Source organism: Cardinium endosymbiont cEper1 of Encarsia pergandiella, from assembly GCF_000304455.1.
In the GTDB taxonomy this organism is placed as follows: Bacteria; Bacteroidota; Bacteroidia; order Cytophagales; family Amoebophilaceae; genus Cardinium.
This window is the reverse complement of the sequence record NC_018605.1, coordinates 394,491-413,834: the sequence shown is the minus strand read 5'-3', so window position 1 is coordinate 413,834 and position 19,344 is coordinate 394,491. Positions and strand designations below refer to the sequence as shown.

General features: G+C 37.1%; 15 protein-coding genes, 1 tRNA gene and 1 pseudogene. 4 read left to right on the top strand and 13 right to left on the bottom strand.

What is annotated here, in order from left to right:
* Nucleotides 1–3: 3 nt before the first annotated feature.
* The 8 genes from AL022_RS01805 to AL022_RS01770 all read right to left on the bottom strand — a co-directional run bounded on the left by AL022_RS01805 (nt 4) and on the right by AL022_RS01770 (nt 10,107).
* Nucleotides 4–552, bottom strand: coding sequence for a CvpA family protein (locus AL022_RS01805; RefSeq protein ID WP_014934543.1), 549 nt, complete (start codon nt 550–552; stop codon nt 4–6).
* A gap of 83 nt (nt 553–635) precedes the next feature.
* On the bottom strand, nt 636–1,322 hold the full coding sequence (locus AL022_RS01800; RefSeq protein ID WP_014934542.1) for an SIMPL domain-containing protein: 687 nt from the start codon (nt 1,320–1,322) through the stop codon (nt 636–638).
* Nucleotides 1,323–1,459: 137 nt separating this feature from the next.
* Complete coding sequence (locus tag AL022_RS01795) at nt 1,460–2,794, bottom strand: hypothetical protein (RefSeq protein ID WP_014934541.1); 1,335 nt, start codon at nt 2,792–2,794, stop codon at nt 1,460–1,462.
* A 210-nt stretch (nt 2,795–3,004) separates the two neighbouring features.
* Nucleotides 3,005–4,435: a hypothetical protein gene (locus AL022_RS01790; RefSeq protein ID WP_014934540.1), complete on the bottom strand. Its 1,431-nt coding sequence runs from the start codon at nt 4,433–4,435 to the stop codon at nt 3,005–3,007.
* A gap of 393 nt (nt 4,436–4,828) precedes the next feature.
* Nucleotides 4,829–6,382 (bottom strand): Rne/Rng family ribonuclease, encoded by a 1,554-nt coding sequence (locus AL022_RS01785; RefSeq protein ID WP_014934539.1) that lies wholly within the window; start codon nt 6,380–6,382, stop codon nt 4,829–4,831.
* Between the two features lie 527 nt (nt 6,383–6,909).
* On the bottom strand, nt 6,910–7,596 hold the full coding sequence (locus AL022_RS01780) for a nicotinamide mononucleotide transporter family protein (RefSeq protein WP_041546078.1): 687 nt from the start codon (nt 7,594–7,596) through the stop codon (nt 6,910–6,912).
* The gene (locus AL022_RS01775; RefSeq protein ID WP_014934536.1) at nt 7,583–7,786 is read right to left on the bottom strand and encodes a hypothetical protein; all 204 of its coding nucleotides are present in this window, start codon (nt 7,784–7,786) and stop codon (nt 7,583–7,585) included. Before AL022_RS01775 ends, AL022_RS01780 begins: the two co-directional genes overlap by 14 nt.
* A gap of 71 nt (nt 7,787–7,857) precedes the next feature.
* On the bottom strand, nt 7,858–10,107 hold the full coding sequence (locus AL022_RS01770; RefSeq protein ID WP_148269033.1) for a BamA/TamA family outer membrane protein: 2,250 nt from the start codon (nt 10,105–10,107) through the stop codon (nt 7,858–7,860).
* A gap of 340 nt (nt 10,108–10,447) precedes the next feature.
* On the opposite strand from AL022_RS01770, the gene recA reads away from it, so the two are divergent.
* A complete protein-coding gene (gene recA, locus AL022_RS01765; RefSeq protein ID WP_014934534.1) occupies nt 10,448–11,467 on the top strand; it encodes a recombinase RecA in 1,020 nt (339 codons plus the stop codon).
* 152 nt (nt 11,468–11,619) lie between these two features.
* A pseudogene (locus AL022_RS04660) lies at nt 11,620–11,729 on the top strand (IS5-like element ISCca3 family transposase); the annotation flags it as partial.
* 116 nt (nt 11,730–11,845) lie between these two features.
* Here AL022_RS04660 and secA read toward each other — a convergent pair.
* Entirely contained in the window at nt 11,846–15,001 is a 3,156-nt protein-coding gene (secA, locus tag AL022_RS01760; protein WP_014934533.1) for a preprotein translocase subunit SecA, read from the bottom strand.
* Between the two features lie 169 nt (nt 15,002–15,170).
* Nucleotides 15,171–15,243: transfer RNA gene (locus AL022_RS01755), tRNA-Phe, on the bottom strand.
* 418 nt (nt 15,244–15,661) lie between these two features.
* Here AL022_RS01755 and pssA point away from each other — a divergent pair.
* Together pssA and trpS are read left to right on the top strand one after the other, a co-directional pair.
* Nucleotides 15,662–16,348 carry a CDP-diacylglycerol--serine O-phosphatidyltransferase gene (gene pssA / locus AL022_RS01750; RefSeq protein WP_101677503.1) on the top strand — a complete coding sequence of 229 codons (687 nt, stop codon included), beginning with the start codon at nt 15,662–15,664 and terminating at the stop codon, nt 16,346–16,348.
* A 23-nt stretch (nt 16,349–16,371) separates the two neighbouring features.
* Nucleotides 16,372–17,364 carry a tryptophan--tRNA ligase gene (trpS, locus tag AL022_RS01745; RefSeq protein WP_014934530.1) on the top strand — a complete coding sequence of 331 codons (993 nt, stop codon included), beginning with the start codon at nt 16,372–16,374 and terminating at the stop codon, nt 17,362–17,364.
* A 56-nt stretch (nt 17,365–17,420) separates the two neighbouring features.
* Here the strand turns inward: trpS and AL022_RS01740 are convergent, their stop codons facing one another.
* Genes AL022_RS01740 through pdxS form a run of 3 tightly spaced genes read right to left on the bottom strand, consistent with a single transcriptional unit; the run spans nt 17,421 to nt 19,318 of the window.
* On the bottom strand, nt 17,421–17,831 hold the full coding sequence (locus AL022_RS01740; protein WP_041546074.1) for a hypothetical protein: 411 nt from the start codon (nt 17,829–17,831) through the stop codon (nt 17,421–17,423).
* A gap of 52 nt (nt 17,832–17,883) precedes the next feature.
* Nucleotides 17,884–18,435 carry a pyridoxal 5'-phosphate synthase glutaminase subunit PdxT gene (gene pdxT / locus AL022_RS01735; RefSeq protein WP_014934528.1) on the bottom strand — a complete coding sequence of 184 codons (552 nt, stop codon included), beginning with the start codon at nt 18,433–18,435 and terminating at the stop codon, nt 17,884–17,886.
* Between the two features lies 1 nt (nt 18,436).
* Nucleotides 18,437–19,318 (bottom strand): pyridoxal 5'-phosphate synthase lyase subunit PdxS, encoded by an 882-nt coding sequence (gene pdxS / locus AL022_RS01730; RefSeq protein ID WP_014934527.1) that lies wholly within the window; start codon nt 19,316–19,318, stop codon nt 18,437–18,439.
* Nucleotides 19,319–19,344: the final 26 nt, after the last annotated feature.

Genomic DNA, 19,344 nt, shown 5'->3' with positions numbered 1-19,344 from the left:
GGATCAATGACATTTCATTTTTAATGCAGACCGTGCACTAAACAGATAATGAGACTGTAAAAGCTTCGGAATGATAGCTTCTAATAATGGAAACAATAGGCTATTCTCTGTATAGATACTGGGCAAAGCAGTAAGCTCTAAAAGACGCCAACAGTAGATCAACAAGCTGATAAAGAATGCGACCTTACACAACCCAAATAGTGCTCCTAATAGGTTATCAAATATACCCAGCAGACTAATCACTAAAATGCTTTTTATTAATTTCATTAGAAAATAAATGACTCCTCCCCCTATGAAAAGCATAAGAACGGCCAAGCCAATAGGAAGGCAAGTAGCTAAACGAGGTAATTTGTCTTTTACAATGGGCAGCAATGTATAAAACATAGGTACACCTTTTATGCAACCCAATACTACTAGGGAGGAAGCAATTAGCTCTACAACAAACCCTTTCTTAAACCCATTATAGCTCCCCCAAATAAGTGGTATAATCAGTAAAATATCCAAACCATTCATACGCTTATTAGCATCAATATATCTTGGGTATTGCACCATTTACATGGTTAGCTATTGTGGGATATGACAAGCAAAAACTGCGTATAAATCCAAACAGACAAAATAATAAACGAACCATGGTTTTATTGAATAGCATATTGCATCTGAGTTACTACACGGACCCGTTTTTTAGTAGGAATATGGGTATCTTCTATAGAAAAAGCACCTTGAGAAGCGTTACGCAACTTCCCTAAAGGAACATTTGCATCAGTAGTAAACTGCTTTGCAGCTTTTCTGGCATTTATAGTAGCCTCTTGGATCATAGATGGCTTAATTGTATTTAAATCTGTGAAGATAAATTTAGCTGGTCCATCCCACCTATGATAGGTTATGCAAACGCCTAGTTTCATTAACTCTTGAGACTTTTGTACAGTTTCATATAGTAAAAATACATTAGATGTATGTACAACGATTTCCATCTTTATTGAGTTACCAACAGGTTGTGCTTCATTTTTCCCAAGATAACGAAATTCTGGGGTACCATGTATAATTTCTTTATCTATAAAACCTTGTTGTTTTAGAAAGGCAAGTAATATTTCTGTTTGCTTTTTGATTTTCCTATTGACGCCCTCTAAGTCACTATCCACTGCCTCAAACGGAATGGTCCATATACCTAGATTGGCATCAACTTCCCTTTCTGAAAGCCCTTTTACGCTAACAGATGCGGCCACGCTTGAACGGGTATAGTATAGCCCTAAGGCAAAAATAATACTGCTTACTACGAATCCTAAGCTTAGCATTAAAGTAGCTTTTATTATATTTTTATGCATAGTAATTTAATGTATAGTTATGATAGTTAGGGGCAATAGCTAGCTTTATGGGTTAGCACCTTCAAACTAGGTAAACCCCATTTCTATATACAATTAAATTTTAAATAGGGTACTGAACCATGTCCCTTCTAGCGATGCTACAAGCTAAAATTTATACTCCCAGAGAATTTCTGTACAGCTCCTTTATTTTTTGTCTCATCTACCCTGGACTCGATGCCTAGATCATACCTACCAGAAAAGGTGAAATGGTTATTGAACTTATAGGCTACTTTCGGAATGAGGTTCCATTGGTTAAGAAATGCTATAGGCGGCTTCTGAGCATCTTCTACAGTAGAAAGATAAGAGCCTGCTATAGATAACGTCCACTTAGGTGTTACACAGTATTCTAAAGCAGCGCCAAGGCCCCATGCATCTATAAAAGACAACTGATCTTGGTCCTTATGTATATAGTAGGCGGCACACATTTCTTGCCGCTCCTTCTCACTTTGAACTGCTGCAAGGCCCGGTAGGTAATCACCCAAACCATGTACATAAGCCCCTTGTCCTGTAAGGGTAAACTTTTTAGGTATTACTTGATACTGAATACCTACATGGCCACCGTAAGTAAACGCTAACTTATTAGGCAAATTTTGCGCACTAAGGTCGGTACTATGCGTATAATCAGAAAAACGCCCTAAGCCACTCAGGCCAATATTAAGGTGATCTCTAATGACACTTAGGTTTACACCAACGGATGGGAAATTATTTTGAACTTTAAAAAAACGTTCCTTTTGTTCTGAGTCATCCACTTTATTAAGCCGACTGCCGCCTGTAGGTTCTTTTGGTTCTTCTGATTCTTTTTTCTCTCCTTGTCCTTCTTTTTTCTCTTCCTTTTCTTTTGATGCTGATTTTTTTTCCTCCAGTTGATTTTTATCAAACCATCCTACTTGCAATGCAATAGGCTTCTCAATTGCATAGGCAATTCGTAACCAATCAAAAGTATACTGATGTTTTATTTGTAACACAGATCTTCCTGGAGAAATAAGTAAACTACCATCTGCTTTTTCATAAGACAAAATAGTAGAACCATAACCAATCGTTATCATTTTCCCAATGGTAACAGCAGCACTAGTAAGCGTAGTTTTTTCTTGTTGGCAAGCAGCAGTTATCTTAAAAGTTGCAGCTTGGTTACACCAAGCGTTTGGCACCTCCGCTTTGAAGGTTAGATCTGCACCAATCCTATTTTGAGACGACCATCTTTTTTCCTGGTATACGATACTAGGGCCCATGGTAATAGTAGCACCCAATTTTATTAAATCCTTAGATTTAGCTTCTTCTACTTGAACTTCGTCTACTTTTTCATCGTTTTTCTCAATTATCGGATTTATATTTACTTCATCCGCCTCTAATTGAGTTGCATATTTATCAGCATATATAGGATATATGATGCTGTTAGCAAAAAATAAGCTAAGTAACCCGATCTTAATTTTCATGGCAATAATATGTTTAGGTGGTATGATTTCATTAAAGTGTTATAAGATTAATTATAGATTTTATTCAGTCTTTTTATATAATGAAAGAGGATAAAAAATTAGCTATTTGCTTAACTAATGGCTGCACTTTCGACAAAAATTGAACGATTTATACAGCATAGCACATTATAATAAATATGATTGGAATAAACAAATATTTCTAAGGAAGGATTAATCTAAATCGAGCAAATCTTGTAAACCGTCTAACTTGGTTGGGTCATTTAAGGTATGGGGTTTAGTATGGCAGGCCCTATTTTTTAAATGGTTATCAAGATTACACTTAGTACACCGCACAGCAAGACCCATTTGAAGATAAATAGCCGGTTGTGTATATTGAATATTGTAAATTTTATTGGCAAACTGTTTAAATCTTTGCCATTCCATAGCAAAACGCATGGTGTATGAAAGGTAATCCGTCAGCTGCTGCTCGTATCCTACACCGAAATTATAGGCAACTGTATGATGTAAATAGGGGCCAAAGGTTACCAACCTAGCCAACCTACTACCCAAATGATGCACATAAAATAGCCGCATATCGCCAAAAAATCTATGCTTTTCATTACCAAACGCATACCACCCACATTTGGCAAACCATCTTCCCTGTGCGGACCATTTTTTATGCGTATGATAGGCCTTACGGGGTATGTGGTTGTAATAATGGGTCAATCTATTGGTCGCATTAAAGATCATTTCTCTACCCAAACCTATAAACAGCCGTTGGCCACAAAGATATTGTATCCCTAATGTAACAGGCACGCCTAACCCTTTTCCTTGAAATTCTGTCTTTTCAGTGCTACTATATTCTATAGAATCAAATGGATCAAAGTCTATGACTTCATCAAGCGTATGGTGGAACCAATTGGGTTTATATACTTCATCTGTCTTAGTTCTAAAAAAGTAAGTATTGTTTTTCCTTTGGAGTAATTGCATTTGTTCTAAGCGGTTGGTATAGAAAACAGCTCCAACGCCTAGGGTGCAATCAAATGAAATTTTAGAAAATATATTTTTCAATTGATTATCATTTTTATTAAGTGTGTGAACACCCAGCAATTCTTCCAATAGCCCATCTGTAGCTATAGGCTGATCATGCAATAGATTATTCTGATCTATTAAAATTGTTTTTTTTGTAGCCGTAGCGGGAGCATCGCTATTTATCTGGGTGTCGGGTTGTTGCAAATAGGATATAAGACTAGCTTTATGCCAGCTTTGATGAGACACCTCATATGGCCAAAATCTTGGGTTATGATCTATAATTGGATCAATGGGCCGATCACTGTGCAGCGGTTGTAGCCTAGCCTGGTCCAGCAGACTGACACGCGCACCATTTTGTGTTCGATATTTTAGGCTACATATAGCAACACCACCCTCTATTGCTGCCTGTTGGAGGTCATAGAGCCCTTGATGATGTAAATTTTTTAAATGGTAACTTTTTTTAAATATTTTTTTGCAATAGTCCTTTGTATTTTGTAAAATTGTAGAAAGATTTTTAATCTTCTTATCTTTTGCGTCGCTTGAATGGGTAGATAAGCAAAAAACCATACTTACAATAGCTGTCAATAAAGTGGATGCTTTGCTACGTTCAGATAGATTGGTGGGCGCCATAATTAATTTTTATTGTTCATTACGTTATCTTTTTTATTGCTTTTACCTCATTTAGCCCTTTTCTAAGTGGCACCTACATCTTAAAAAATCAAAAATAAGCCAACTACATTAGCGATGCCAGTTGTCCATAATACAACTATCATACCTTAGCTTATTTTGGTTTTTAGCTGGCTGTGGGTTTGCTATTTCTTATTTATGTGTCAATAGTGTCCACTATTAATGTAATGGTTCCTTTTGAATTACACAAGCCTAACACAACCATCTAGCGAAACAAATGTTTTTACTTTAGCAAGTAAAATGTATGCATACTTTGTTCTGACTTATAAAACGCATAAAAAATGGTTTTGGCTTATTAATAAGCTAAAACCATTGGTAATAAATGTATAAAAAGCACTAATAAAGCTCTATTTCTTCTTGATTTCGGTTGATAAGTTTATAATCTGTTACTGCCATTGAAGAATCTTCAACCAGTGTAACCCATTTACCATATTGTATAAACCATCTAAATCGCTTAGAGAACAAATTTTTGGTAAAGTAGGCATAGAGATAAGGATGGACTAAAAGTCTTATGCCTTTTTCATTTTGATTCATCAAAACAAGACGCAAGTTTTCTTCAATTCTTTCTGAAACCAATATAGAAGCATCAATTTTTCCTGTTCCATTACAAGATGGGCAAAGCTCTCTTGTCACTACATTCATTTCTGGTCGCACCCGTTGCCGTGTGATTTGCATAATACTAAACTTGGACAATGGTAAAACAGAAGTTTTAGCACGATCTTCCTTCATAAGCTCCTTCATTTTTTGATAAAGAAGCCTACGATCTTCTATGTCCTTTATATCTATAAAATCCACTACAATAATGCCCCCCATATCCCGCAAACGCAACTGCCGTGTAATTTCTTGTGCAGCGGCTAAATTAACATTTAAAGCCATTTTCCCTTGCCCCTCTTCATCTAATGCTCTATTGCCACTGTTCACATCAATAACATGCATGGCTTCAGTATGCTCAATCACTAAATAGCCCCCCCCCTCTATACCAACGGTTTGGCCAAAAAGGGTTTTTAACTGACGTTCTATACCCCACTGTTCAAAAAGCTTAATCTTACCTTGGTGAAGTTTAAGAATCTTCTCTTTATCAGGTGCAATTGTATGTATATACTGTTTGATTTCAGTATAAAGAAGTTGATCGTCCACCACAATGCTATCGAAAGATTCGTTGAGCATATCGCGTAAAATAGTATAGGCTCTATTTACCTCACCTATAACTTTTTCACCAGGTAATGCATTAACTAGCTGCTCTATTCCCTTTTTCCATTTATTGATAAGATCTTTGAGGTCTCTATCTAATGTAGCGACATCAATTCCTTTTGCTACCGTACGCACAATTACGCCAAAATTTTTTGGCTTAATAGAAGCAATTAAACGGTGTAGTCGATCTCTTTCTTCGCCATTTGTAATTTTTTTAGAAATACTAATGGTATCTACAAAAGGTATAAGTATCATATAACGACCAGGTAAAGTTAACTCAGAAGCTATACGAGGCCCTTTGCTGGAAATAGGCTCTTTGACAATCTGTACCAATACTTCTTGCCCTTTTGTGAGCACATCTCCAATTTTACCAAGCTTATCTATAGGGGGCTCAACTACAAAATCAACTAGATTTTCTACATTACCTTGCTGATGCCTAACTACTTGAATCGCATTTTTTAATGAATTAAACTGCGGACCAAGATCTAAATAATGCAAAAAAGCATCTTTTTTATATCCTACATCTACAAAACTTGCATTTAAACTGGGGACTACTTTTTTAATAATTCCCAAATAAATATCGCCTACTTTAAATTTATTATCTTCTTTTTCTACCTGATACTCAAAAAGATTTCCACCTTTTAGAAGTGCTATTCTACAATTATTATCTGTACTATTAATTATTAATTCATTACCCACGTGCTCATTTTGTTTACGCTTTTACAAAAACCTAGAAAGCAATCAGTAGCCTATTTAATAAATCGTTAAGCAAAGTAGATAATAATGCTTCTTGGCACTTAAGTGCTATCTATTTTTCTTTTTATGTCTATTTAACCTAAGACGCTTTTTACGCTTATGTGTAGCTACCTTTTGTCTTTTTCTTTTCCTACCACAAGGCATTTTACTAAGATTTCGTAAGTTATATTTATATACCACTCTAGAATAGCCCTCCCTGCTCTATAACTTCTGTTGCATAAGAGGATACTATTCATGTATCAGGTCTATTGACTTATGCCATAAACCTTATTAAAATCCCAATACAGTTCAGGCATTGGAGATTAATGCCTCGAATTTACTGTTTTTTTCTCTAATTACATGCATGCTTATAATGATTATAGCCATACATGGGTACGATAAAGAGGTTTTTAGAGGCAAACCAGCGATTCAACAGCTGGTGTAAATTACTATCTGATCTTATTGATGTTAGCTACTCAAACCAGATCCAGTTATATTTTCATTGCTTTGTAGGATATGTACCATTGTATTTGACCATAAATCGCTATAAGTGATAGGATCAGGTACTGTATACTCAGTATGATGGCATCCTTTTGATAGCAGGTCAAAGAGAAGATGATATAACGAAAAACCGCAATGATCCATCGTTCTAATTTTTTATGCGACATCAGCCACTTATCTATAAAACCCAAAAACATATAACAAGTATCGCCATATGTAGATATCAATGGGAATTTATTAAGATATACATATGCTATAACGGTCCACACCATACTACCCAACATACTCACGCCAGTAATAGATAAAAGCATTTTATAGGATATTCTAGTAATTTGTACCGATTTTCGATGTAAGGTTCCTTTCCATCTTAGATAAGCATATGCATTGAAGAATATAAAAACGATACTATAGATTACTTTTCCATAGAGCTGCCTAACCGAGTAAACATAGATATTCGTTAAAGCTATAGGAAAGGCTAAAATTCTGCTCCAAATATTTTGACGTGCTTCTAAAAAATGGGCAAAAATGGATACAACTACTAAGATAAATTCTAATAACCTTTGTGGGTGATAGAGGAGCGATTGTACTACATCCATAGTAGCTACTAAAAGTTGATGCATCTGCATATCTAATGCAAGAATAGATAAAATTAAAAATATATCATCATACTTTATCATGTAAATCATGGGTATCAATGGATTTATTGGTTTGAAGTTGCGTGCAACTTGATTTGAGTTGTGCATTGGACTGCGCATGAATTTTTCCTATTAATTCATATACTTCTCGAAAAGGCTTTTCAGACAAAGCTTTAATAATTACATTTACTTCAGTAATGTTTAACCTTAGTGCTATTGTATTTTGCTGCATATGATTACCTCCTAATTTAAAATGTATAGAGTATAGCTTATTTTATCTCATATAACAAGTATATGGCAATCTTAAAAAGGGTAGCCAATGTTTAAATTAAAAATGGGTTTCAGCTTTTGTAGTTTGCTGCCAGAAGAAGGTCTATACAATGGGAATGCCAGATCCCCACAAAGTATAAAAGTATTGTAGAAATTTAATCTTAATCCAAAACCACCTCCTAGTGCAAAAGCTTTGTAAAATTTATGAAAATTAAATTTCATTTCTAATGGCGTATCTTTGCCTAGCTTCCAAGTATTGCCTATATCTAAGAAAAGCGCCCCCTCTAAATAGCCAATCAATTTTCGACCTAGTTCTATATTGCCTAGTAAAAGCAGATCACCTTTTTGTACTTCCTGTTTATTTTTTTCGCTTTCATACAGACCAGGCCCAACCATTCCTCTATCCCAAGCGCGCACGCTATCATATCCTCCTATTGTATATTGTTTGTCTAGGGGGACTTTATCCGTTGCTTTGTATCCCTTAACAACACCTAATTTAGCTTGGTAAACTAGCGTCGTATAGGCCGTAAGGTCAAAGGCATGGCGATACCCTATCTCAATTTTAAAATACTTATACAATTGAATCTCCTTAGGTAAAATTTTCTTCACTAGAAAAAGATGCTCATAGAACCCTCCATGCTCTATACCGATTGAAATCATCCATCTGTAGCTAACCAGCGGATTAAAATATAACGCAGGCGTGGCCGCTCGTATGGTAAATATGCATCCCATGCTAGTCAAACAAGAGGGTAATTTTACATGCGATTGGTTTATTTTTGAGTCATCTGGAACTTGGGGGTAGTCAAATGTTACTTTAAAAGGGACGCATTGGTATAAGACCTGTTTACTATACCAATCATAATTTAATGCTGCATCTATTTTTTTGCTAGTGTAAACAGAATTTTTAGTAAAACTATAATCGATCGTCATAGTAGTGCTCGGATTAAGCTTTTCCAACATTAGATTGGTTTTTCTTGATAAGAAAAGTGTAAAGCATGGCGTAGTAAATTTACCACGCAATCCGTAGGCAACATTCTGGTAAGCTGTTTGGTTTACAAACTCCTCTCTTCGCGCAATACTAGCCTCTATCTGCAGTATACCTAGCCCTCCAACCCGCTTTATAATGGGATTTAATTTGATGGCAGGACGTAGTTTCTTAAGGTTGAAGTCCACACATTCCCCCCCAAATTCTGCTTGGAATCGTACCCGTTCATCAGGCTTGGCATGAATGTAAATGACCAATTGATCCGCTTCTATCTTGGGTAAAATAGCAATAGAGCCAAATATAGCAATTCGATGGAGCCGCTCATAGGTTTCTAAAATCTTACTTTTGTTGTACAAATCTCCAGGTCGAAGCGGTATTTTAGTGGCTATGTCATCTAAGGGATATCCATCTGATGGAACTAAAAAATAAAGATCTTGACATACTTTGGTTAGCAGACAGGTTGTACCCGAAGCGTGATCCTTTTGAGTCGTTAAATCCACTACAATACGTCCTATTTTTGTTTTATGGTAGACCATTTTAGGATCGGGGAGATCTACTACAGTAGTTACCGCTATGGTATGGTCACGGTCTGATCGATCAGCTATAAAGTGCACATATTGTTCATTAAATTCAAAATAACCATTATCTGACAATAGGTTTAGAATACGTTCTTGCTCGTTGACAAAATTTTGATAAGCATAAGGATCGCCTATTTTAATCAAACTTTCACTACTATGGTTGGCCAATAGGGTGCGGATTATTTGATCGCTTGCTTGTAACTTGGTTGAAATAATTTTATATAAATTTTTTGGCTTTATGTAATAGGTCACACGTATACTTGATTTTTGCCAATCAGTTTTAGTAGTAATCTCAGCATCTAAATAGCCTTTGGAATGGAGATAGTTTAAAAATATTTTTTCATTATGGTGCACATAGATTGGATCATAGTATAAGGGTTTTTCACCCATACGCATGAGACGGTTCCCATTTGCCGCTAGATTGTCTTTTCGTTTAATAGCTTTATCCCGTTTGGCCATAAGTTTAATTTTTTCTTTTTCACTGGCGGCTGTACGGATTCGGTAGCCATAAGTTGCTTCAATAGAGGCACGCTCATTTTTTATCTTTTCAAGATTAAAATGGTGATTACCCCACTGATAAAGCCATTTTTTAATGGGCATGGCTAAAAAAGTAGTGTAGGGGTGGTAAATAGAATGTTTCTGCAATGCCTTTTTATGTATATGGTTGACGCCTATAATTACTTCTTTAATGGGTACAGATTTACCAACAAATGCATGCAAGAAGCTTGCATAAATAGATAGCAATAGATATAAAATAAATTGTATAATCAGCTTTTGCTTGTCTAAGCAATACGTTTTCAAGACCTTATATTTAGAATGAAAATTTGAAGACCTACCAAAGGTACAAGATATAATACAACACTTATAGCTTCAATACAAAGTACCGCTATCATGATGGGATGTCACATAAATGTAGTATGTTTAAGGATCTATTGGCTTACTTGACGATTACATCCTATTGATCATCTATTATTGCCTTAACTGGAAATGGCGTTGTTGATACACATACCATTAAACTACTAAAAAATTTAGGAATTTTTTATTTTTTTAAACTTAGACTATGACGGATCATACAGAAAAATTAAAAGCGTTACAAATCACCATTGACAAGTTAGAAAAAACATATGGCCGGGGAGCAGTTATGCGATTAAGTGACAATCATGTGGTAGATATTCCAGTCATTTCCACAGGCTCTCTGGGTTTAGACCTGGCGCTAGGCGTAGGTGGGATACCACGTGGAAGAATTATTGAAATTTATGGACCAGAATCTTCTGGAAAAACGACACTTTCTTTACACTGTATTGCAGAGGCGCAAAAGAAAGGTGGGTTAGCTGCATTTATTGATGCCGAACATGCTTTTGATAAAACCTATGCCGAGCGTTTGGGTATAGATACAGAAAATTTGCTTATCGCCCAACCAGATGATGGGGAACAAGCGCTAGAAATAGCCGAACATCTGATTCGTTCTGGTAGCATAGACATCTTAGTTGTTGATTCTGTAGCCGCACTAGTGCCACGTAGTGAACTAGAGGGGGACATGGGTGATAGCAAAATGGGATTACAGGCACGTTTGATGTCACAAGCTTTGCGCAAACTTACCGGAACGATTAATAAAACAGGATGTGCTTGCATTTTTATCAATCAACTTAGGGAAAAAATTGGTGTGCTATTTGGTAACCCAGAAACCACTACAGGTGGCAACGCATTAAAATTTTATGCCTCTGTTCGCCTGGATATTCGTAGTATAACCGCACTAAAGGAGAGTGATGGAAGGGTATTAGGGAAACGCACCCGGGTTAAGATTGTAAAAAACAAAGTAGCACCTCCTTTTCGAGTGGTTGAGTTTGACATTGTCTATGGAGAAGGCATTTCTAAAGTTGGTGAACTTATTGATATTGGTGTAGAATTGGGTATAGTGAAAAAAGCTGGATCCTGGTTTTCCTACGAAGATCATAAACTCGCCCAAGGAAGAGAGGCCAGCAAGGAGCTCTTAAATGGCCATCCAGAACTATTTAAGAAAATAGAAGCAGATATTAAAGCAAAAATTGCCCAAGCTATGGATAAGGCTAGTAAAATATAAAGCAGCGTTGTATAGATCTACCAAGCCAGTTGGCTCATTTGGAATAGCGATACTATAAATAAAAAAGGGCCATATGGGGTGACACCCCTAATGGAGGCATCGGTAAATGGTAATATAGTAGATGTTGAAGGCTTAATACAGGCCCATCCAGAATGGATAATTTAGTTCCAGATCATAGTGTATTAAGCAGATTCAGGACTGCGCTTAGAGAAAAGAAGGCTCAGCAGCTGTTGATGCTTCGATTACGCCTACTCCTAGACGACTCATATTAATACGAAAATAGCCTATGCACAAAATTTTTAAATCAATTGATAAGAAAAGGTAAAGCCACTACTGGGTGGTTTTACTTTTTTAATTTATTGCTGATTATCAATTTATCTATTCCTTTTTATCCAATGGGTCTTCCATAACCTTCTTCAATGGCAACTGTACATAAAGCGGAGCATGAAACAAAAAAGCAATAATTTCTTGACTTACCGTAGCCATAAATTTTCTAAATAAATGGTAAGCTTCAAACTTAAAGGTTATAATAGGGTCTTGCCGCTCATAAATAGCATTTTGCACCGACTGTTTTAAATCGTCCATAGTGCGCAAATGACTTTTCCAATGTTGATCAATTACATGAAGCACAACGATGCATTCTAAATTTTTAACTAATTTTCTTCCACGAGAAGCCATAAAAGTAACAGGATCAACCGTGGCGTTAATATAAATTTTACCGTCAAAAAAAGGAGCTTCCAAGTGATGATTACTGCCTACAATGGACTGCTTAAAATAGGAAAACAGCTCTTCTTGCAATGTGGTCATGCGTTCGTAATATAGCGTTGTCAACCGCTGATAGATAGCTTCTATAAGGGCTTCTTTTTTCTTACCTACAAAAAATGATGTTGAAAAAGCATCTAAAATGCCAAATACAGCGAAAAAAATAGGATTTAGAGCGCTTGCCTCTAGTTTACTATTTTCATGCTCTATAATATTGGTTACCGTATCGTAGAGCATATTCATAATATCCACTTCAACGCCTTCGCCTAATAAAGCATGGGTCCGTCTCTGGTAGACGGCATTGCGATGGGTACCCATCTCACGGTCATACTCTAACAAACGTTTGCGCATAGCAAAGTTATTCTGTTCTACTTTTTTTTGTGCCCTTTCAATAGATCTACTGACCATGCTATGCTGAATAACTTCTCCCTCTTCCAAACCAATTCTATCCATTATAGCCGCAATTCTATCAGAACCAAAGAGACGCATTAAATTATCCTCTAAGGAAAGAAAAAATTGAGAAGAACCTGGATCGCCTTGTCGTCCAGAACGGCCACGCAACTGTCTATCTACACGCCTGGACTCATGACGTTCCGTACCAATAATAGCCAACCCACCGGCTACTTTTGAAGCTTGGGTCAATTTAATATCGGTACCACGACCTGCCATATTGGTGGCAATCGTAACCGTACCCGCCATACCGGCTTGTGCCACTATTTCTGCTTCTTTTTGATGATGTTTTGCATTTAAAATTTGATGAGAAATTTTGCGGAAATCAAGCATTTTACTCACTAATTCAGATATTTCTACTGAAGTAGTACCCACTAAAACTGGTCGTCCTTGAGTAGATAAGGCGACAATTTCTTCAATGATGGCATTAAATTTTTCTCGTGCTGTTTTGTAAATTTTATCTTCCCTGTCTTCCCGTAACAATGGCCTATGGGTTGGAACAGGTACTACCGCAAGACCATAAATATCCCAAAATTCTTCTGAATCTGTTTCAGCTGTACCCGTCATACCGGCTAGCTTATCATACATATGGAAGTAGCTTTGAAGGGTAATAGAGGCATAGGTCTGAGAAGGTTTCTCAATATGAACCCCCTCTTTTGCTTCTAAGGCTTGATGTAGACCATCTGAATATCTACGACCCTCTAATACCCGACCGGTTTGTTCATCTACAATTTTTACCTTCCCTTCAGCTACAATATAGGCCACATCCTTCTCAAATAAAGAATAGGCTTTTAATAATTGATGCAAGGCATGAATCCGTTGTGCTTTTACCTTATAGGCTTGTTGAAAATAAGAACGCTGCGCAATGCTTTCTTCATAGGTTAAGGTCGTGTCGTTTTCAATAGCTCCAATATGGGCTGCTACATCTGGTAATATAAAAAAGGAAGAATCTTTTTCTTGCTCCGTTAAATAAGCCAACCCTTTTTCAGTGATTTCAACATTGTTGTTTCTTTCATCAATCGAAAAGAAAAGAGGTTCGTCGGCTTGAGGCATCATCTTAGCATTTTCTTGTATGTAGTAAGATTCTATCTTATCTAAGATCTGACGCATGCCTTTTTCACTAAGGAATTTAATTAAAGGTTTATATCTAGGCAAGCCTCTGTAGGCACGAAAAAGGGCAAGTCCTCCTGCTTCTATGTCGCCTTCTTTTATTTTTTGCTTGGCTTCTTGTAGCAGCTTAATCACTAGTTGCTTTTGTAGTGTATACAATTGTGCAATCTTAGGCGCCAACTCTTTATAAATATGCTCATCACTCTCTTCTACGGGACCTGAAATAATAAGCGGTGTTCTAGCATCATCAATAAGTACAGAATCAACCTCATCTACAATAGCAAAATAGTGTGCACGTTGTACCAAATCGCTAGCATCTGTTACCATATTATCTCTAAGGTAGTCAAAGCCAAATTCATTATTGGTACCAAATATAATATCTGCCTGATAGGCACGTTGGCGTCCAATAGAGTAGGCCATATAGTTATCTATACAATCCACTGTAAAACCATGAAATTCAAAAATAGGTGCCATCCATTCCGCATCTCTTTTGGCCAAGTAATCATTGACGGTAACCACATGAACCCCTTGATGGCTTAATGCATTTAAAAAGGCAGCTAAGGTTGTAATCAAGGTCTTACCTTCGCCTGTAGCCATTTCAGCTATTTTTCCTTGGTGTAAAACCATTCCGCCTATCAATTGGACATCGTAGTGTACCATTTCCCAAACAACCCTATGGCCACTTACCTGCCATTGATTGTGCCAAATGGCTTTATCGCCCTCTATGGTCACATAAGACTTACTGGCCGCAATGGCTTGATCATGCGGATGCAACGACACGCTTAAGGCGCTATGATCTCTAAAACGGCGCGCGGTCTCTTTTACAATGGCAAAAACAGGTGGCAATACTTGATCTAAAATGGTGGCCAATGCTGCTTTGTGTTGCTTTTTTAACTGCTCTAATCGTTTATATTGGTCGATCCTTATGTTAGCTATAGCCAAAGCATCGGTCAATGGTTCATCCGCTGATTTATTGAGTTGTTCCATTTCAGACCTAATAGGCTGTAAATGGGCAGCTATCTCTTGACGAATCGCTGTAACTTTTTCCCGTAATGCATCATGGGAAAGAGACTGTAACAATGTATAAATTTGGTTGATTTCTTCTACTTTTTGCTTATAAAAACGGAGTTGTTTTTCTTTTTTTGAAGTAAAAATTCTGGTAAAAAGTTGATTGAGCATCTTTGTATAAGTGAGTACAAAACTAGGGATCATAAAAATTGGTGTCATGCTAAAACAAAATGGCACCAAAGGTAAGCTAATACTTATTTATATCCACCATCCACATTATGCTAAACAGACAAGTGGATCGAAAAAGGGCTGTAGCTTATCAAAGCCAAACAGGTTTAGAAATCAGTGCTAGGCTTAAATGTAAGGCATAAAGCGGTGATGAGAGGACTCGAACCTCCGGCCCACGGATTTTCAGTCCGATGCTCTACCGACTGAGCTACATCACCAAATTAGTTATTTTAATAAGGGTAGCAAGTTACTTATTTTATCATGTTTACACAAGCAGATTCAAGATAAAAAAGTGTACTGGACTGAAGAATTAGAAGAGAAAAATATTAATTTTATCTTCTTGTATTTGATTTTTATCAAGTTAAACGAAGGGCCTCAAATGAGAAGCAATACAATTAGCCATTTTAGTTCATCAGCAAAGACTAAAATAGTGTTAGCCTTATTCATTAAGAAGATTTAACACTAAGCCAGTTATGATCCAAGTATGGGGTAACCGTTTAAACGATTCAAACTTGGAAAGGTCAGCGCAAATGACTTCTTGTGTGCATCTTGAAATTATCAGAAAAATAGATGATATTTATAAGGAACATCCAGCATTAAACATTACGTGATGCTTTATTTTAAATGCATGCAAATATGAAAAAACATATTCCCAATTGCTTATCGCTTTTAAACCTAAGCAGTGGTGCAATAGGTACCTTATTGGCGTTAAACGGCCATTTGATATATGCTGCTTACAGTATCTTTGTAGGCGCTTGTTTTGATTTTTTAGATGGTTTTGCTGCTAAACTACTACGTGCGCAATCGTCCGTTGGTAAGCAATTAGATACATTGGCAGATCTTATTACTTTTGGCATGCTGCCTGCAGCAATCTGCTATATGTTGATTAAAACCTATGAAACCTGCCCATATCGTCCTTATTGCGCTTTGTTCATCATTATCTTTTCTGCGCTTAGGCTAGCTAAGTTTAATGTAGATCCCAGACAAGTAGATCAATTTATAGGGCTGCCTACACCGGCTAATGCGATGCTAATAGCTATATTGCCTATAATGGTAGAGCGTTCTGTTTATCCCTTTTTGGTGCATGGCTTAACCCAGACGATGGTATTGCCTTTATTAACGATACTACTTTCTTATCTATTGGTTGCCAATATTCCATTTATAGCTTTAAAATTTCAAGGATTTTCTTTTCAAGCGAATCGAGCGCGCTATTTTTTGATTGTGGTATGTACAGTATTAATCGCCACAATGCATATTGAAGGACTTTTTTGTAGCCTTTGGTTATATATATTACATGGCTTATACAAAGCCAAAATTGGATAAAGCACTCTTCGATTACCCAAAGTATGAAACAAAAAATTTTAACCGGTGATAGGCCAACTGGCAGCCTCCATTTAGGTCATTACATAGGCTCCTTACAGAACAGAGTCCAACTGCAACATGCATACGACCAGTACATCTTAGTGGCAGATCTACAAGCTTTAACAGATCATTTTGATCAGCCAGAAAAAATTACCAAACATATTATTGAAGTTGTAAAAGATTACTTAAGTGTTGGCATTGATCCCAACCAAACCACTATTTTCATTCAATCTCGCATACCAGAAATTGCAGAATTAACGATCTATTACCTAAATCTTGTTACTTTGAGCAGATTAAGCAGAAACCCGACTGTAAAACATGAAATGCACCAAAAAGGATACCATGAAGCCATGCCGCTAGGGTTTCTCTGTTATCCGATTAGTCAAGCGGCAGACATTACGCTATTTCAAGCAGAATGGGTACCTGTTGGGGATGATCAGTTGCCGATGATTGAACAGACGAATGAAATCGTTAGATGCTTTAATAGAATCTATGGTACCAAAGTTTTAAAAGAATGTAAAGCAGTTTTAAGTAAAACATCTAGGTTAGTAGGTATAGATGGCAAATCCAAATGCAGTAAATCATTGGGCAATGCCATTGCGCTCTCCGATCCACCAGAAATGATCAAACAAAAGGTCTTTCAAATGTATACAGACCCTGATCATATTAAAGCGAGCCATCCTGGTCGTGTAGAAGGCAATGTTGTATTTGCTTATCTGGATGCTTTTCATAGTGACCAAGAAGCTATTGTCTCCTTAAAGGTCCACTACAGACGCGGCGGGCTAGGCGATGTAGCCATTAAAAACATCTTAAACGATAGTTTACAACTTTTTTTGGCACCAATCAGAGAAAAAAGAAATTGTTTAGATGCTACCATGGTAAAAGAAATACTACATCAGGGTACTGCAAAAGCAGCTCAATTGGCAAAAGAAACGATGGAAATGGTACGAGAAGCGATGCGTATTAAATTTACGTAATCGGCCTTGAAGTATGGAATAGAGCCTTATAAAATCTATGACTATAGTTGAGTAGATCATAAAAAGATACATACTGATAGCGAAGCAAGTTCCGCTGCTGCATGGAGTCGATACAACCAGGTATGGTTACGATATATATCAGAATTATTGGAATTAAAAGTATACAATACCAATAAATCTGCTGCCAGCAGACCGACCGATAACCATGCATGTACCTTAAACAGCCGGTTAGTAGAAACATTCTTATTCATAGATAATGCCAGTATCTTAAGGCCACAAGGTATTAATAAAGGCGGACAGCATTTTACGCCAGAAATAAAAGCGTCACATGCTCCTCCACGGGAAATGCCTAAAATATCGGGAAAGTTATGTTGATAAAATACGGTAGGATTAACGTATTTAAACTCTATGGTATCCACAAATCCTACTTCTATCGTCTGAAAGCAAAAAAAGTAAATAGGAACCATGAACTTTGAATATAAAAACGGAACCATATAAAACAAAAATTTTAATTAAAATTTAATTCAAAACAAGCCAATGGTAAAACGAATGGTTTGGGCTTAACTCAGGATGAAAAGTAGCTACGACAATATTATTTTGACGAAGCAACATGGGTCTACCTGCCAAGGAAACAAGGACTTCTACATCTTGACCTACAGAAGTAACTTCAGGCGCTCTAATGCACACCATTTCGAGGGGTGATAGACCCAATAAACTAGTTCCCAGGCCGACAAAACTATTGATTTGCCGACCATAAGCGTTGCGCTTTACTTCAATATCAATAAGCCCTAGATAGTCCCTTGCAACAGGAGTAGGACGAGATAGGATAATCAGACCCGCACAAGTGGCCAAAATTAGTTTCCCTTGTTGCGCAAATGCTATGATGGCTTCTTTCCAGTTCAAAGGCTTCATAAGTTTCAAGAGTGCAGTTGATTCTCCTCCAGGAATAATTAAAATCTGGATTTGGCCCAGTTCTTCTGGTTTTTTGATCAATTGACTTTGCATACCGAATCGTTCTAAAGCCTTTTGATGCAAGTTGAACCCTCCTTGCAAAGCAAGTATTCCAAACATTTTAATATCCCCTGTTAGCAAGGATCTCTTTTTCTGAAAGATGATCAGTAGGCGTTCCCAATAAAGGTGCTCCTAAAGCCTCAGATACTTTTGCCAGAATATTTGGATCTTGAAAGTGGGTGGTTGCCTGTACAATTGCACTTGCTCGTTTTTTCGGATGTTCTGACTTAAAAATTCCAGACCCGACAAAAATGGCTTCTGCCCCTAAACGCATCATTAAAGCAGCATCTGCTGGAGTAGCAATACCTCCGGCTGCAAAATTAGGTACAGGCAATGTACCTTCCCTTGCAACTGCTTCGACCAAATGTAGAGGAGCGCCCCACTCTTTTGAGGTGCGTTGAAGTTCTTCACTGCTCAAATTAGCAAGGGATCGAATTTGACGCTGAATAGTACGCATGTGTTTAACTGCTTGCATCACATCTCCTGTGCCGGCCTCCCCTTTTGTGCGTAAAAGGGCTGCTCCTTCTCCAATTCGACGCAGCGCTTCTCCTACATTGCAACACCCGCAGACAAAGGGAACTTTAAACGGATGTTTATTAATATGAAAGGCGCCATCTGCTGGTGTCAAAACCTCACTCTCATCGATAAAATCAACCTCTAATGCTTCTAATATTTCTGCTTCAACAAAGTGACCAATACGAACTTTAGCCATAACTGGAATAGAAACAGCTTCCATGATTTCTCGTATCTTCTGGACATCACTCATACGAGCCACTCCACCTTGTACCCGAATATCGGAAGGAACCCGCTCCAAAGCCATTACAGCAACGGCACCTGCGTCTTCTGCTATTTTTGCTTGATCTGAAGTGGTAACATCCATAATGACACCGCCTTTTAGCATTTCAGCAAGCCCTGTTTTTAAATTTATTGGTTGATCCATCATTTTGAATTATCTTAACTTAAGTTTTT

Bases quoted from the DNA above. Each gene is read 5' to 3' on its own strand.
- AL022_RS01800 (WP_014934542.1), bottom strand. From the start codon at position 1,322: ATGCATAAAAATATAATAAAAGCTACTTTAATGCTAAGCTTAGGATTC.
- recA (WP_014934534.1), top strand. From the start codon at position 10,448: ATGACGGATCATACAGAAAAATTAAAAGCGTTACAAATCACCATTGAC.
- trpS (WP_014934530.1), top strand. From the start codon at position 16,372: ATGAAACAAAAAATTTTAACCGGTGATAGGCCAACTGGCAGCCTCCAT.
- pdxS (WP_014934527.1), bottom strand. From the start codon at position 19,318: ATGATGGATCAACCAATAAATTTAAAAACAGGGCTTGCTGAAATGCTA.
- pssA (WP_101677503.1), top strand. From the start codon at position 15,662: ATGAAAAAACATATTCCCAATTGCTTATCGCTTTTAAACCTAAGCAGT.
- AL022_RS01790 (WP_014934540.1), bottom strand. From the start codon at position 4,435: ATGGCGCCCACCAATCTATCTGAACGTAGCAAAGCATCCACTTTATTG.
- AL022_RS01780 (WP_041546078.1), bottom strand. From the start codon at position 7,596: ATGATAAAGTATGATGATATATTTTTAATTTTATCTATTCTTGCATTA.
- secA (WP_014934533.1), bottom strand. From the start codon at position 15,001: ATGATCCCTAGTTTTGTACTCACTTATACAAAGATGCTCAATCAACTT.
- AL022_RS01805 (WP_014934543.1), bottom strand. From the start codon at position 552: ATGGTGCAATACCCAAGATATATTGATGCTAATAAGCGTATGAATGGT.
- AL022_RS01740 (WP_041546074.1), bottom strand. From the start codon at position 17,831: ATGGTTCCTATTTACTTTTTTTGCTTTCAGACGATAGAAGTAGGATTT.
- AL022_RS01795 (WP_014934541.1), bottom strand. From the start codon at position 2,794: ATGAAAATTAAGATCGGGTTACTTAGCTTATTTTTTGCTAACAGCATC.
- AL022_RS01775 (WP_014934536.1), bottom strand. From the start codon at position 7,786: ATGCAGCAAAATACAATAGCACTAAGGTTAAACATTACTGAAGTAAAT.
- pdxT (WP_014934528.1), bottom strand. From the start codon at position 18,435: ATGTTTGGAATACTTGCTTTGCAAGGAGGGTTCAACTTGCATCAAAAG.